We start from the raw sequence: 14,683 nt of genomic DNA on the forward strand, positions 1-14,683 counted from the left end.
ACCGCCCTAACCGGATTGGACCCGCTGTCCTCGAAAGGTAAATGGTATTTACACTCCGCGCTCGTCGCCCGCACTTACCGCAGGCGGGCCGACTCAGGTCATCCGCCGATCCGCTCGGCATCGAGAGTTCGCCATGAAGGGAGGTCGAACGCAGCGCCGGAAGGTCGGTGTGGAATAACAGAAAAACATCGGTAGCAACCTGTGTGTCATGACAACCGATAAAGGTAGACGGCCCCGAACTGGAGCCGATACGATTCACTGGTCGCGCTCGGGTGGTGGTCGGTAATCGGTCATAAGGAAGGCTCGGAGAGAAGGACAGCCCGGCCAATTATTAGGCACGATCGAATCTCGATCCGAATATGCGTGCCTGGCGACATAGTCTACAAAACCGTTTTCTTACGCTCCCGGCCGCGTATTCCAGCGGATCAACACGGCAGGCGAGCGACGCCATCAATGGAGATTGCTATGATAAAACGAAACGCCATGGGATTCATGGCGGCAGTGGCCACCGCTATCGCGCTTACCGGTGCCGTGTCATCAACCGTCCAGGCCGAACCGACCGGCGATCTCGCATCGGATTGCGCGGTCCTCACCCCGATAGCCGCCAACGCCATCACAACCCTGACCCCGCTGCAGAGTCTGCCGGTGGACGAAGCAACAGCTGCCCGGGATTCGTACGTCGGGCAGCTGCAGGGGCAGCGCTCCAGTCTCGTCACCGCCGAGGGGCAAGCTGCACTCGACTCATATATCAGCGCTGTTCAGGCGGCTAGCTCGCCGTCTGCGGCCCCACAGATCCTCAGTTCCCTCAATAAGATTCGGTCGACCTGCGCGTAACGCGCCACCCGCCGAGTAGGCCCGGGGCATGACGTCGGAAGCAGTGCTTCCCAGCGTGTTCCCCGGGCCGTTCGCTTTGATCGTGGTCCACCACTCCAGCCGACAGGCCCCGCATCGTCCTTCGAGCCGCCGGTATCCACCGCGCTAGGTTGTGTCTCCCAATGATTTGAGCCATTCGACCATGAGGGCTAGGACGAATCCGGCACGGTAGGTGATCGCGAGCTTGTCGAAGCGCGTGGCGACCGCGCGCCAGTGTTTGGCCCTGTTGAAGGCGCGTTCGATGACGTTGCGCCGCTTGTAGATCTCAGCATCGAAGGGCGGTGCGCGACCACCGTTGCGGCCCTTGCGCTTGCGGTTGGCGACCTGATCGCAGCGTTCGGGTATCACGGGTCTGGACGCGCGTGCGCCGCAGCAGGGTTCGGTTCGACGCCGCGGAGTAGGCACGGTCGGCGATCACCACATCCGGATTGTGTCGCGGCGGCCCGCCCTGCAGGCGCGGCACCGCGATCGCGTCCAGCAGTGGCGGCAGCAACGGCGAGTCGTTGGTTTGGCCGGGCGTGAGCAGCACGGCCAGGCCGCGACCAGCGCCGTCGGTGGCCAGATGCACTTTGGTGCTCAACCCGCCGCGGGAGCGCCCGATCGCGTGGTCGGTCGGTTCATAGCCCGCTCACCGAGTCGGCGGCCGCGCCGGCGGCGTGCTGGTGCGCCCGCACGATCGTCGAGTCGACCGACACCACCCAGTCCAGGTCGCCGGTGGTATCAGCCGACGCGACCAGCGCTGTCAGCACCCGGTCCCAGGTGCCGTCGGCGGCATAGCGGCCGTGTCGTTTCCACACTGTCTGCCAGGGCCCGAAGTGCTCGGGCAGGTCCCGCCACGGCAGGCGGGTGCGCAGCCGGTACAGCATTCCCTCGACCACCAGGCGGTTGTTGGCGAAGTTACGGCCCACGTGGCCTTCGGATTTCGGCAGCAGCAACTCCAGCAATTCCCACTGTTTGTCGGTCAGAACCCGGCATCGATCACTGATCGCGGTCGCCACGGCGAACATGATGCACGATCGACCCCGAACATGGGGCCGACCGATCCATCTCATTGGGAGACACAACCTAGTGCGGCGCCGAAACCCACGAAGCGTGATGCGCTGTCAACGTTCGTGGGTGCCGATCCGGAGGCCGCAACTCGGCATGATCGCGGGCGAAACATCCGAACTTCAACGCAACATCGTCGACGAGCACTTTCTCGGCCACGCTGCGCCTGAACCCTAAGAATTCGAGATGTTCGTTCCCTACGAGATCACCCGACACCCCGAACGCCGGCATTGCATACTCAAGAATGCCGCCGGTCGACTTATGACATACGAAGCGTGAGTCTCAGATACTCGATGTGCCGGCTTTGCGTCGAAATTCAGCGATATTCGATGTGCTCCAAATCGCTTGGGGAGTGCGCTGAGTGCGAGCGGCTATCCGAATGGATCCGCCGAATCCTGTGCCACAGTCGGCGAAGCCGACAGACCTGGGTCATGAAGTCGCCCATGACATCGATGTGCGCTGTGACGAGGGCGGGATCATCGCCAGATCTCGTTAAGGAACCTCCGGATCTCTCAGGTTCGTTCCTGGTCTTCCGGTGCTCTGAATTCTCCGCGGTCATCGCACGCGCCAGCGTTTCGCACTCGCCGCGCGCGGCTGCCCGGGTCTCGGAGGTGGCATAGCGTGCGGTGAGTGCATCACCGAGCGCGCGCACCTTGGCAGCAATATGACCTCGGTCAGATTCAGCACCTACACCTTCTTCGATCAATGTCGGCACGGCATGGCCTGCGTTCTTGCGACCTCGACGCACCAAGGAATCGAGCAAAAGCCCACTGCTGCAAGCGAAGTCACGTGACCGTCAACATTCCGCTTGTCGAGGCCGAGCTCGCCGAGGCCGAAGAGGGCCACGCCGCCTCGACCTTAAGTCCAGTGCCGATCCGACCCATCGGTTTGCAAGCTCACCGAAATCCCATCTCCGCGCACCGCCGACCTTTATCGTGGGTTCTCTCACCAGCGGTTTATGCCCTCAGCGGCTACAAGCAAGGAACCACCATGCAGGAACAGCGACGTTCCGCGCTGATCGCGCAATGGCAGCGTGCTCTCGACATCGCCGGTGCGCCCGGTCCGACATCGGATGCCGCAACGTTGCTGGGACAGCTATACGATGTGTTCACAGCGGGGGTAGAGGCCGATCCCTTCGACGAGAGGATCGGCGCGGCAGTCGGATACGCACTGGCCGCGGCGGGACTGCTCGATCCGGCCGTGCCCGTCGCATCCGCGCGGGTACTGTGCCAAGTGGCCGACGACAGCGGACGGCCCGATGCCGTAGCCCGCGTAGCTGCCCTGCTCGCCGCTGTCGGGTGCGGCTTCCAGGAGCGGTTCCAGCAGGCGCCGACCGCAGGGAAGCGCGACGATGTCTGGCGCGACCGCCACAGTGCCGGCGATTTCCTGCGCCTCCTACTCGACAACACGGCCGTAGCGATTGCCGTTGGCGATATTCGTGGCACCCTGATCGACGCCAACCGTGGCCTGGCGCAGATGATCGGCGTCCCCGTCGAGAAACTGAGAGGGATTTCGGTACGTCACTTCGCACATCCCTTGGATACCGCCAAGATCAACACATTGGTGTACGACAAGCTGGTTCGGGCGCGGGGCGGCATGGTGAAGATCGAGAGCCGCGCGCTCAACCCGGACGGCAGCACGAAATGGGTAGCGTTCACCATCTCCTATGTCCGGGGATCCGGTACGCAGGCCGATTATCTGCTGGCTGTTGGCGAGGACGTGACCGAACGCCACCTGCTTGAGGAAGAGCTGCACAAGCAGGCCCGGCACGACCCGCTCACCGGCCTGCCCAACCGTCGCCATCTACTCGAACGGATGGACGCGCTCGCCGACACCGCTACCAGCGCAGACCTCATCGGCCTGTGTTTCGCGGACCTGGATCACTTCAAACAAATCAATGACCACTACGGCCACCGCATCGGCGACGAGGTCTTGCGCATCGTTGCCGATCGCCTTCATAGTGCCCGGATCCGCCAGGATTGCACGATCGCCCGCCTCGGCGGCGACGAGTTCGTCGTGCTCGTACCATCACCGGTCGACGAAGACTGCGTCGCCACCGCAGCCGACGCGCTCCTGACAGCACTGTCAGCGCCCGTCGTCGTCGAAGGATGCGAGATCGCGGTCTCGGCCAGTGTCGGCACGGTCGTGGCAAGCATCGCCGGCTCGGGACCCGAACAGCTGCTGGACGCGGCGGACCGGCAGCTCTATCGCGCCAAGCAAGACCGCTTGGCGCGCGGCAGCATGTGCTCGACCACTCGAAACTCTGCCCCAGCCGCCAGGCAGCGGACCCAGGAGCGGCAGCACACACCACCGCTGAAGCCCCTCGATCCGCCAGGAACGGCACTAACTCGGCTTCTCGCGAGCTCGCCGATCGCCGATTCTTGATACCGAGGCTTCGGTGAACACGTCGGACCGTTCCAGCGCAGTCAATTCCGTCGGCGCGGCGCGCGTTAGGCCTGCCGTGTGCCGAATCCGTCGATCGCTTGCGCACGAAACAGCATTGCGGGTCTGACGATCAAGGATTGTCGTGTCTGGCGTCGTCCACGATCCAGGCCGCGATCTGGGTGCGGGACGTGAATCCGAGTTTGCTCAGGATGTGTTCGACGTGGTGCTGGGCGGTACGTTGGGAGAGCACCAATTTCGCGGCGATCTGTTTGTTGGTGAGTCCTTGGGCGACGAGGTGCGCAACCTCCAGTTCGCGCTTGGTCAATGCCATTCCCGAATCGTGTGGTGTGGCGGTTGGCGGTTCACCCAGGGCATAGGACACCGCAGCGTTCATCCCCATGGTCCGGCCGCGCCGGAATGCCGCATCGAATCCTCGGTCACTCAGTGCGCGGCGCACCGTGCGCTCGCATGCCTCGTGATAGCGGGATAGCTCGTTGGCAAAAAGCTTGGTGCCTGAGGTGGACCGCGATAGATTTTGCACAGCGCCCATCAGAATGGCCGCGCGCTCACCATTATCGTCGGCGACCGTCCAGGCCAGCCCCTCAAGGGCGAGCGACGCAACGAAAGGGCTGTGCAACCCCCGGCTGACTCGCAGCGATTCCAGCAGCAAATCTTGTGCGTCGGACCGCCGACTTTGCTGCCACCTGGTAATGCCGATCCCCCACAGCGTGGTCGATCGAAACAGCGATTCGCCGCACGCTTCGGTGATGGAAAGTACTCGCTCGTGATGCTCTATTGCACGCGCTATATCGCCCTGAAGTGCGTACGCCCAAGCGAGCGAGATCGACGCTGCTAAGTACAGATACTCTCGCGGGTTCGAACCGGCCACCTCGACTACAGCCTCGAGGAAGGAGACTGCGCGAGCAGGTTCACCTCGATATAACGCCGTGGCACCCTCGGCATAGTCGACCAGCGCCTTGACCATTGGACTGGAATCGTGGTCGGTGTACTCGTGTGCCTGCTCCACGAGGGCGCCTGCGCGTTCTAGGTTCCCCTGGACCGCCGCCATGATTGCGCTCGCATGGAGTGCTTTGACGCGATCGGGTATCGAATGCGCGGCGGGATGGGACAGGATGCGGTCGAGCCAACGTCGCCCTTCGCCGTACTGGCCCAGATAGCCCCAATACAGGTGTAGGGCGTTGGCCGTGCGCAGCCCGGCTTCGGCGGCCTCCGCACTGTCTTCGGCAAGGCAGAACTCGAGCATTTCCCGGAAATTCGGTTGTTCACGGTCGAGCCGCGCGAGCCAGCTCAGCTGCCGGTCGCCGATCCATCCCGCCTCCGAATCCAGGGCCAATCGCTCGTACCAGTCGCGGTGGCGTCGACGCAGATCCCGGTACTCGCCGCTCTCCTGCAGCTTCTCCCGACCGTAGTCGCGCATGGTCTCGAACATCCGGAAGCGCACGACGCCATCGGGTTCCTCCCGGATCACGATCGACTTGTCCACCAGGGAGGACAGCGCATCGAGCAGACTCTCCGGCGCCAGGTCGGCACCGCACACCTGCTCGACGGCATCGAGTTCGAAGCCGCTCGTGAATACCGATAACCGGGCCCATATCCGCTGCTCGACCGGTGTGCACAGCTGGTAGCTCCAGTCGATGCACCACCGCAGCGTCTGCTGTCGCGGCGGCGCGGTGCGGCTACCGCGGGTGAGCAGCGCGTACCGGTCGGTGAGCCGCTGCAGGATCTGCTCGGGCGACATGGCGCGCATCCGAGCCGCCGCGAGTTCGATCGCCAGCGGCAATCCGTCCAGCCGGGAACAGATCCGAGCCACGGTGGTCTTGTTGTCCTCGGAGAGTTCGAAGCCCGGCACCACTGCGGCGGCGCGGTCGGCGAACAATGTCACGGCGTCGTATTTGGGCAGTCCCCGAAATGCGGGCTCGTGGTCGGGATCCGGGACCGTCAGCGGCGAGACCCGCACGGTCGCTTCCCCGGCGATATCCAGCGGCTCGCGGCTGGTGACGAGAATCCGCAGATTCGGACAGGCCAGCAACAGCTTCTCGACCAACTCCGCCGAGGCCGCCACCACTTGTTCGCAGTTGTCGAGAACCAGCAGCATTTCCCGCGAGGACAGGTGCTGGAGCAGAACCGCATGGATCGGCTCGTCCGAATCGTCTCTCAGGCCCAAGGTGGCCGCCACGATTTCGACCAGCATCGACGGGTCGCGCACGTCGGCCAGCTCGATCATCGACACCCCATCGGCGAAATCGCGTCGAGCGTTCGCCGCCGCTCGCAGCGCCAGCCGGGTCTTGCCGACGCCACCGATCCCGGCCAACGTCACCAGTCGATGGGTGGACAACAGACTTTTCACCTCCGCCGTCTCGGCGCGGCGGTCGACGAAACTGGTCAGCTCCAGCGGCAGCTCGGCGATGCTACCGAAATCTCCCGCCGTAGACGGCGGCGCCCATACCCGGATTGATGATGGGTGGTCTTGCTGCTCGTCGGTAGATTTCAGGTGCAACGCCATCTCGTCGATCTTGAACTCGTGGCGCAGTTGTATTTGCTGGAGGGCTTGCCCGAACGCCGCGGCCGAGGGCCGCTCGCGTGGATCCCGGCTCATTGCCGTCGCTACAGCTGCCGACAGGTCGTCGGGAATGCCGCTCGCGCGCAGGTGCGGAACCGGCTGCGTGGTGATTCGCACGAACTGGGCCACCACGTTCTCTCCGCTACGCCGTTCGAACGCGGCATGTCCGGTGAGTGCACAGAACAGGGTGGCGCCGAGCCCGTAGACGTCCGCGGCCGGGACCGGGGCCTCGCCCTCGAGCACTTCCGGGGCCGTGAACGCCGGTGACCCGGTCAACTTGTCGCCAGCTGTTTGGAACCCGCTGGCAATGCGTGCGATACCGAAATCGGTGAGAGCCGGCTCGCCGTATTCGGTGATCAGAATATTTCCCGGCTTCACATCCCGGTGCACGATCCCGAGCCGGTGCGCGCTATCGAGCGCGCCGGCGATCTTCACTCCGATCCGCAACACCTCCTCCGCTCGCAGCGGACCCTGCCGACGGATCCAAGCATCCAGCGAATCCAATGGGTGGTAAGGCATGACGAGATAGGGACGGCCGCTCGCGGTGAGACCGGTTTGGAGCACGGTGACGATGTTCGGATGTCCGGTCAGCTGGCCCATCGCCCGCTGCTCGCGGAAGAACCGCGCCTGGTTCTCCTCGTCCAACTCGGCGGTCAGCAACTTCACCGCGACCGTACGGTCGAGGGCCACCTGCACGCAGCGATAGACCACGCCGAATCCACCGTGACCGATCTCTTCTGCGTCCTCGAAACCAGCCAGGTTCAATTCCGCCGCGACCGGAGTCATGACGTCGCGGCGTGTCCGGAACAAATCATCGTCGGTCATCAGCTGTGTGCAATCCACTCAGCACAGGCTCGGACACAGGCAACAGGTGCGCTCACCTTTCAACAACGCCCAGCGTATCGCAGCGCGGGGTGGCCGTCCGGGTTCCCGGTCATCAATCAGGAACACCGTCACCGGTCGTCGAACAACGGATGGACTGCTCGACTCGACCGGGCGGGAGGAACCGGACCGCAATGTCGTGGGTCATTGACCCACAATGCGCCGCCAGCCCGGCCCGTAGTGCTCGGGCCGGGCCCACAACGGCAGGTCGATGCGGCATCCCCGCCACCATCAGGTGGTCGCGGGTAAGTTTACGCGGCCCATTTGGCCTTCTCGGATTTGAAGAGCACGTACACGACACCAGCGAAGGTCTCGAACGGCAGGCACCGATTGACGAGCTCGGTGGTGAACAAGCAATGCCGCGTAGTGAAGCCATCGGGCGGCAGATCAATTCGGGGTTCGAGGCGACGAAACTCGGAATCGCCTCCATGCCGGCGACCGCACACAGCCGCTGGACCCGGTTCTCGCCCGCTGTGATGCCGTGTTCGGGTAGTTCGTCAGCGATGAACCGATACCCGAAGTCCGGATCGTCGGCATGGATGTCACGGGCGGCATCGATCAGATGGGCATCATCCCAATCTCGTTGGGGCACAGGGTTTTGCCGCCATTTGTAGTACGCCTGCTTGGAGAAACCGAGTACCCGGCAGGTCACCGCGACGGGAATCCCGTCCGCGGCCAGGTCATCGACCAGCGGGTATCTCATTTTGGGGGAAGCTCGCGGGCGAAGAACACGGCCGGGCAGGCACGGTCGTCGCCTCCGGCGCGTCGGTGATAAGCCGCGGCATGCGTCCGTATTCGGAATCCCAATCCTGTTGTCCGCGTTCGGCGATGAGCTTGCGTGTGTTGTCGTGCGCAATGACCACTTGCGCGTCGTAGGCGCTGGCGCCGAGCGTTCGCACCGCGTGATAGTGCGACAGGATCAGATATTTGACCGGCTTGTCGGTGTGCTCACGCAGCTTCGCCAGCCATTGCCGCGCCGCGACCGGCGTGGCCAGAGCCTCGAAGCAGACGACGAAATCCTCACCCTCGATCGCGCCGATATTCGGATCCCCCTCGGCGGTCAGCGCGTACACACCGTCGGCGAGCACCTCGAGCGTCTGCACCTTCTCGCCGAGATCCGCCGACGAGGCGAAAGCCTTCGTGGTCATCAGCCCTCCATTAGTCAATGGTTTGATTAATTTGGGTCGAGTGTAGCCCCAACCACACCGATGGCAAGACCTGCTCCCCGTCACACCGCGCACCAGGCAGACGTCATTACCCTGTGCTCATGACCACCGCTCCGGAATCCCCCAGCGACCTCGACTACCTGACCTTCGTCGACTACGCGGTGGACAAGGCCAATCGGGAACTCCCCCAGGTCGACCCGACGGCGATGCGGATGGTGCTGACGCTGCACCGGGTGACCAGCGCGCTGGTCTACGACCTGGAATCCTCGGTGCACCGGCCGCGCGGCTGGAGCTGGCCCGGCTTCCGCATCCTCTTCGTGCTGTGGCTGGCCGGTCCCACCGAGGCCAAGCGCGTGGCCGAACTTTCCGGCAACAGCCGGGCCACGGTGTCGGCGCTGGTCAACACCCTGGAACGCGACGGCCTGGTGACCCGGGAAAAGGCTGAGCACGATCGGAGGGCGGTACAGATCACACTGACCGATCGCGGCCTCGACGCCATCACCGACGCCTTCCGCGAGCACAATCGGCGCGAAAGCGCCTGGGCCGGAACCCTGACCAAACCCGAGCAGACGATCTTCATCGGCCTATTGGAGAAGCTCATGCACGGCATGACCGAGGTGGCCGAGAAGCGCCGCAGCTGAACCGGAGCCACCCTGTGCGACAGCAACGCCAACCGGTCGCCCTTGCCCAGCCCGCGGTCGGCCAATGCGTGCGCGCACCGGTTCACGCTCGCGTCGAACTCCGCGTACGTCACGCGCCGTTCCCCGGCGATGACGGCGACCTTGCTCGGATAGCGCGAAGCGGTGCGGCGCAAGAGATCGCCCACGGAGTGCTGGCGGGCCCGGGCGATGGCGTCGCTGGTCATCGGGATATCCTTCCTGTCGGCGCGGGTCATGAGTTGACGATGGGGGAGTCCGCGAAGTCCGCCACGTCCGCGCGGATCAGTTCGGCGAGTTCAGCGGGTCGGGACAGGAACGGCGAGTGCCCGGCCGCGAGGTGGTGCACGCGCCCGGTCCGCTGCGCCATCTCGTCCTGGGCCGCGGGCGGCAGGCTGGCGTCGAGGTCGCACACGACGTAGCTCGTCGGGACGTACTTCCAGGCCGCGTCGGTCAGGGGCTGGGCTCCTGAGGCGAGGCTCTGGTGCGTGAGCCGCGCGGCATATTCCGTGGCGCTGGGCGCGGGGAGATCACCGTAGAAGATCTCCTCTGCCCGCCGGGCATCGACATACCCCTCGTCGGGATGCACGTCCCACCACTCCGGGACGCCCCCGCCGGCCGCCACCGCAGCCGCGGGCTGGCCGACGTCCAGGACGAACGCGGCCACGTAGATCACTCCGGCGACGTTCTCCAGACCGCAGGCGGCCTCGGTTGCGGGTACTCCACCGTAGGAGTGGGCGATCACGACCGCGGGACCGTTCACTGCCGAGACGGCCGCCCGGACCGCGGCGACGTCGTCGGAGAAGCTGCCGAGTGCGCTCGGATCGGGTCCGGAGGAGGGGAGGGAGACGCCGGTCGTGGTGAAGTCGCCGAGTTCGGTGCGGAGCCTGTCCCAGGCCCAGGGGCCGTGCCAGGCGCCGTGTACGAAAATGAGGGTGGGCCGTAGTGCGGTCATGTCGGGAGTCCGTTCGTTGCAAGGAGTAGGTCTTGATCCCAGCCGGTGGGTTCGGCGCCCTGTGGCGGGCCGGGGGGATTGTGGTGATGGTTGTCCATCCACTGCCACAGGTCGACCGGGTCTTCGGTGATGTGCTGGGCCGAGCAGTGACATGTGCCGAGCAGGGTGTCGGTCCCCGGAACCCACCGGACGCGGCAGGTGCGCCCACTCACCGGGGCGCTCCTCGCTCGCGACCCACCGTCAGCTGGGCCAGCCGGCGGCGCGCGGCCAGACCACCGGTGTCGAGGTTGACACTGAGTTCCCGGTAGCCCGCTGCCTCGTCGCTGATTACCTGTTCCAGGAGTTCGAGCGCGTCCACATCCTGCTGCACGACAGCCGTCTGCGCGGCGGCGATCTTGCGCGACAGCTCGTCGTTGTCGACCGCAAAATCCCGCGCCACCGCCCAGAAGTCGTGTGCACTGCGCCGGGTCTCAGGCGTGATCGCGTAGACGATCTCGTTGTGGAACCCGGCCGGGTCCGTGCCGTCGGGTTCCGGGCTGGTGCCGATGGGCGCAACGCGGGAGTGCAGCAGGTACAGGCCGGGGGCGTGGTACTCGATGTCTTGCCAGCGCGTAATGCGGTCGGGTAGCCCCGTTGTCGCTCGGTAGGCGGGCGGACATTCGGCATCGTCCATGTGGCGGCCGACCCGGACGACGCCGGTGCCCTCGTCGACGGTCGTCAGGATCGGGGTCTCGGCGACCTCGGCACTACCGATGTAGTCGGCGTGCAGGTACGTCTCGTGTGACAGGTCCATCAGGTTGTCCAGCAACAGGCCCGCGCGCGCCGCGAGCGGGGCCATCCCGCGCACGACAGCCCACCCGGGGGCACCGAGCCAGGGCGCCCGCGGAATGTCGGCGGGATCCGCTCGTTCCGGATCGCCGATCCACACCCAGACCAGCATGTCCTGTTCCACGAGTGGGTATCGCGGTACCCGAGCCGTCCGGGGAATCCGCTGCTGCGCCGGGACGGCTGTGCACCGGCCGGCCGGGTCGTAGGTGAACCCGTGGTAGCCGCAGACAATGCTGTCGCCGGACAGCGTGCCCTTGCTGAGCGGGTACCGGCGGTGCACGCACCGGTCGGCCAGCGCCGTGACCTCGCCGTTCGCGGTGCGGTAGAAGACGATCGGCTCGTCCATGACGGTCCGGGCAAGCAGGTGCGGCCCGATCTCCTCCGAGTGGGCGGCGACGTACCAGGACTCACGCGGGAACTCGGCGGGCAATGACATCAGGGGCTCCTTGTCGCCTGGGATTTGCGCTCAGCGCTGCTCGGCCGTCGCCAGCCGGTGAAGTAGGCGGCGAAACCGCAGCCCGGGCACGTCGGCCGGAACGCTCTGCTCGACGACACCCGGCCTGGCGTCGCGCTCCACGTACTGCTGAATCCATTCCAGAGCCTCGACGTCTTCGTCGAACACTCGCTGGACGTACGCGATCATCTCGGCATGCTCGATGGCGAAGGGCACATCCTGCCACCACATCCAGAACTGGTTGTGCCGAGGACTCATCCGCCGGCGTGACACAGTGGGCGATCACGACCTTGCGGATGTCGGCGGCGGCCGGATCGTATGGCTCGAGCCGCTCGATGGCGTAGTCCAGCGCGGGGGTGACCGACATCATGCGGCCGGATCGCCGGATCGGCACCAAGGGGTTGCACCCAGCGGGCGCGGCGAACGCGTTGAGCGTGGTCTCGAGGTCCTTGCAGTACCCCACGGACAGGTCCGCGAACCTCGCTGGGAACTCGTCGGCAGGCAACAGCTCCGGCACCGTCTCGGTGAACTCCGACTCACCGATCCCATGCAGGTGTTCCAGGTGCGTCAGATCGAGCAGATTCTCGTGAACCATCGCATAGTTGGCCGCGTTCAGGATGTACCCGGTGACGAAGTCGCCGCCGTCGAGTTCCCGCTCTGGCCACGGGATCAGGCCGGGGTCGGCCGCATCGGGATCGCCACCGGTCCAGATCCAGACCCACGGACCACGGACCACGCTGGAGCGTCGGGTAGCGGCGCACGCTGATCGACCCTGGGTCGGCGCCGGGAACGGACCGGCATCGCCCGTCCGGACCGTAGGCGAAACCGTGATAGCCGCACCGGATCACGTCGCCTTCCAAATGGCTACGCGACAGCGGGAAGCGCCGATGCGCACAGCGATCGTCGAGCACGACAAGCTGCCCGTCGGTGGCCTCGAAGAAGCAGACCGGCTCACCCAGTATCCAGCGCTGCTTGAGGGACCGGTCGAACTCGTTTCGCGCAGCCAGGACGTACCACGCCTCGCGCACCAGCGGGGCGAGCGCGCCGGGTGCCCGCGCCTTGGCCGACGCGGAACGTTCCGTCGCATGGGCAGTGGGAGTCATCGGGAAGTCCTTTCCTCTCCCAGGAAGAGAAATCGCGTCGACCATGTCAGATCGCCTGCATAACTCGGTACGGCCACACGGCGCGGATCGTGGTCGGATGGCGACACTGCCATCGAATCTCCTCTCAAATGTGGGCGAGATCTCAAAACGCAAGTATGGAAGCCATGATTGGTATCCAATCCGCGGTTGTCAAGAGCTTCTGTCCAAGGTAGATCGGAACTTCACCCTTGCGCACCCCTCGCAGAAGAGGCATATTGGCTACCAATAGTCCTAGCACGACAGTTGTATTTCGTTGTGATGCAGGATGTTCGATCCTGCGGTAGTTTGTCGGTCTGTGCTGGATGATGTTGTAGCCGAGGATGTTTCGGCGTGGCGGGCGGCGTTCGACGAGCTGTTCGCGCGGGTGGCGGGAGTGTTCTTCCGGTCCGAGCCGCGGCGGTGGGCGCGGTCGTATCTGACCGGTTTGCTAGCGCCGGTGGAGCGCAAGAACTCCTGGCAGCTGGCCGATGCTGCGGGCGCGGTGGGGCCGGACGGGCTGCAGCATTTGCTGAACCGTGCCCGGTGGGAGGCCGACGAGTTGCGTGATCGTCTGCGCTCGTATGTGGCCGAGGCGCTGGCCTGCCCGGATGGCGTCCTGGTGCCGGACGAGACGGGATTCCTCAAGAAGGGTGTGAAATCGGCCGGTGTCCAGCGGCAATACTCCGGCACAGCGGGACGTGTGGAAAATTCTCAGCTCGGTGTGTTCCTGGCTTACGCCGGCAAGTCCGGGCGTGCCCTGATCGATCGAGAGCTTTATCTCCCCGAGGCGTGGATCGGTGATCCGGATCGATGTCGAGAAGCTGGAATACCCGAAACCCGTTGCAATCAAGGGGTTTTGACGAAACCGCGACTGGCAGAGGCAATGATCGCCCGCACCCTGGACGCCGGTGTGGCCGCCGGATGGGTCGCCGCCGATGCGGCCTACGGGCGCGACGGGAAGTTCCGGGCCTTCTGCGAAACCCGCCGACTGTCCTACGTCCTGGAAGTTCCAATCCGGCAGACGGTGGACGATCTGGACGGCCGCCGCCGCGTCGACACCCTCGTCGGCCGCGCACCCGCCGAAGCATGGCACAGGGTGTCGGCCGGGCTCGGTGAGCGGGGTGAACGCGTATACGACTGAGCGTGGGCCACCCTGCCGTCCTTCGGTGATCTACCCGCCGGATTCGCGCGGACCCTGCTGGCCCGTCGCAGCCTCGAGGACCCCACCGATATCACCTACTACCTGTGTTTTCACCCCGCCACCGTCACCCGTGAGCAAGTCGTGGCCGTCGCCGGAGCCAGGTGGGCGATCGAAGAATGCTTCCAAGCCGCCAAGGACCAATGCGGCCTCGACCACTACCAGGTACGCCGATGGGACCCCTGGTACCGCCACATCACCCTGGCCATGCTCGCCCACGCCTTCCTCGCCGTCACCGCCGCCACCGACCCAAAAGCCCACGCGGACTGGGCCCGATCACAGTCGCCGAAATCCGCCGTCTCCTGGCGATAGTCCTTCACCCAGCCCGCACCCTCACCCACGCACTCGCTGTCTGCCGATGGCGCCGACGCCACCAGACCTACGTCCGCAACCTCCGACATCAACGAAACCGATTATGAAACAACGAAATACAACTGTCGTGCTAGCACGACAGTTGTATTTCGTTGTGCTGCAAGATAGTTGATCCTGCTGTAGTTTGTCGCGCGTGCTTGATGATGTTGTGGCCGAGGATGTTTC

At 65.0% G+C, this 14,683-nt stretch carries 10 protein-coding genes and 5 pseudogenes; 4 read left to right on the forward strand and 11 right to left on the reverse strand.

The genetic code is table 11. The features are described from left to right. The first annotated feature begins 465 nt into the window (after positions 1–465). On the forward strand, positions 466–834 hold the full coding sequence (locus AB0J47_RS41260) for a hypothetical protein (protein WP_329406779.1): 369 nt from the start codon (positions 466–468) through the stop codon (positions 832–834). A gap of 144 nt (positions 835–978) precedes the next feature. On the opposite strand, the pseudogene AB0J47_RS41265 reads toward AB0J47_RS41260, so the two are convergent. Further along, positions 979–1,880 (reverse strand): annotated as a pseudogene (locus tag AB0J47_RS41265) (IS5 family transposase). A gap of 829 nt (positions 1,881–2,709) precedes the next feature. Here AB0J47_RS41265 and AB0J47_RS41270 point away from each other — a divergent pair. Continuing rightward, positions 2,710–4,305, forward strand: coding sequence for a sensor domain-containing diguanylate cyclase (locus AB0J47_RS41270; RefSeq protein ID WP_329406777.1), 1,596 nt, complete (start codon positions 2,710–2,712; stop codon positions 4,303–4,305). A gap of 130 nt (positions 4,306–4,435) precedes the next feature. On the opposite strand, the gene AB0J47_RS41275 is transcribed toward AB0J47_RS41270, so the two are convergent. The 3 genes and pseudogenes from AB0J47_RS41275 to AB0J47_RS41285 form a co-directional block, all read right to left on the reverse strand. After that, the gene (locus AB0J47_RS41275) at positions 4,436–7,711 is read right to left on the reverse strand and encodes a protein kinase (protein WP_364359879.1); all 3,276 of its coding nucleotides are present in this window, start codon (positions 7,709–7,711) and stop codon (positions 4,436–4,438) included. Between the two features lie 487 nt (positions 7,712–8,198). Continuing rightward, positions 8,199–8,483, reverse strand: a pseudogene (locus tag AB0J47_RS41280) (IS3 family transposase); the annotation flags it as partial. Next, positions 8,449–8,916 (reverse strand): hypothetical protein, encoded by a 468-nt coding sequence (locus AB0J47_RS41285; protein ID WP_329406771.1) that lies wholly within the window; start codon positions 8,914–8,916, stop codon positions 8,449–8,451. The gene AB0J47_RS41285 and the pseudogene AB0J47_RS41280, both read right to left, overlap by 35 nt. Positions 8,917–9,035: 119 nt before the next feature. Here AB0J47_RS41285 and AB0J47_RS41290 point away from each other — a divergent pair, with 119 nt between their 5' ends. Next, positions 9,036–9,575: a MarR family transcriptional regulator gene (locus tag AB0J47_RS41290; protein WP_327099060.1), complete on the forward strand. Its 540-nt coding sequence runs from the start codon at positions 9,036–9,038 to the stop codon at positions 9,573–9,575. A gap of 14 nt (positions 9,576–9,589) precedes the next feature. On the opposite strand, the pseudogene AB0J47_RS41295 reads toward AB0J47_RS41290, so the two are convergent. From AB0J47_RS41295 to AB0J47_RS41325, 7 genes and pseudogenes are all read right to left on the reverse strand, one after another. Continuing rightward, positions 9,590–9,829 (reverse strand): annotated as a pseudogene (locus tag AB0J47_RS41295) (AMP-binding protein); the annotation flags it as partial. Next, positions 9,826–10,545 (reverse strand): alpha/beta hydrolase, encoded by a 720-nt coding sequence (locus AB0J47_RS41300; protein WP_329406767.1) that lies wholly within the window; start codon positions 10,543–10,545, stop codon positions 9,826–9,828. The gene AB0J47_RS41300 and the pseudogene AB0J47_RS41295, both read right to left, overlap by 4 nt. Beyond that, on the reverse strand, positions 10,542–10,757 hold the full coding sequence (locus AB0J47_RS41305) for a hypothetical protein (RefSeq protein ID WP_364359885.1): 216 nt from the start codon (positions 10,755–10,757) through the stop codon (positions 10,542–10,544). Before AB0J47_RS41305 ends, AB0J47_RS41300 begins: the two co-directional genes overlap by 4 nt. Next, positions 10,754–11,809 (reverse strand): aromatic ring-hydroxylating dioxygenase subunit alpha, encoded by a 1,056-nt coding sequence (locus AB0J47_RS41310; RefSeq protein WP_364359888.1) that lies wholly within the window; start codon positions 11,807–11,809, stop codon positions 10,754–10,756. Before AB0J47_RS41310 ends, AB0J47_RS41305 begins: the two co-directional genes overlap by 4 nt. Positions 11,810–11,839: 30 nt before the next feature. Further along, the gene (locus tag AB0J47_RS41315) at positions 11,840–12,085 is read right to left on the reverse strand and encodes a hypothetical protein (protein WP_329406760.1); all 246 of its coding nucleotides are present in this window, start codon (positions 12,083–12,085) and stop codon (positions 11,840–11,842) included. Positions 12,086–12,128: 43 nt separating this feature from the next. Continuing rightward, positions 12,129–12,422, reverse strand: a pseudogene (locus tag AB0J47_RS41320) (hypothetical protein); the annotation flags it as partial. Beyond that, the gene (locus AB0J47_RS41325) at positions 12,364–12,975 is read right to left on the reverse strand and encodes a Rieske 2Fe-2S domain-containing protein (RefSeq protein WP_364359892.1); all 612 of its coding nucleotides are present in this window, start codon (positions 12,973–12,975) and stop codon (positions 12,364–12,366) included. The gene AB0J47_RS41325 and the pseudogene AB0J47_RS41320, both read right to left, overlap by 59 nt. A 346-nt stretch (positions 12,976–13,321) precedes the next feature. Here AB0J47_RS41325 and AB0J47_RS41330 point away from each other — a divergent pair. Beyond that, positions 13,322–14,458, forward strand: a pseudogene (locus tag AB0J47_RS41330) (IS701 family transposase). Positions 14,459–14,683: the final 225 nt, after the last annotated feature.

Source organism: Nocardia sp. NPDC049737, assembly GCF_040674755.1.
Lineage (GTDB): Bacteria > Actinomycetota > Actinomycetes > Mycobacteriales > Mycobacteriaceae > Nocardia.

Excerpts from the sequence above, each read along its gene's own strand:
- AB0J47_RS41260 (WP_329406779.1), top strand. The coding sequence starts at position 466 with ATGATAAAACGAAACGCCATGGGATTCATGGCGGCAGTGGCCACCGCT.
- AB0J47_RS41275 (WP_364359879.1), bottom strand. The coding sequence starts at position 7,711 with ATGACCGACGATGATTTGTTCCGGACACGCCGCGACGTCATGACTCCG.
- AB0J47_RS41285 (WP_329406771.1), bottom strand. The coding sequence starts at position 8,916 with ATGACCACGAAGGCTTTCGCCTCGTCGGCGGATCTCGGCGAGAAGGTG.
- AB0J47_RS41290 (WP_327099060.1), top strand. The coding sequence starts at position 9,036 with ATGACCACCGCTCCGGAATCCCCCAGCGACCTCGACTACCTGACCTTC.
- AB0J47_RS41300 (WP_329406767.1), bottom strand. The coding sequence starts at position 10,545 with ATGACCGCACTACGGCCCACCCTCATTTTCGTACACGGCGCCTGGCAC.
- AB0J47_RS41310 (WP_364359888.1), bottom strand. The coding sequence starts at position 11,809 with ATGTCATTGCCCGCCGAGTTCCCGCGTGAGTCCTGGTACGTCGCCGCC.
- AB0J47_RS41315 (WP_329406760.1), bottom strand. The coding sequence starts at position 12,085 with ATGAGTCCTCGGCACAACCAGTTCTGGATGTGGTGGCAGGATGTGCCC.
- AB0J47_RS41325 (WP_364359892.1), bottom strand. The coding sequence starts at position 12,975 with ATGGTCGACGCGATTTCTCTTCCTGGGAGAGGAAAGGACTTCCCGATG.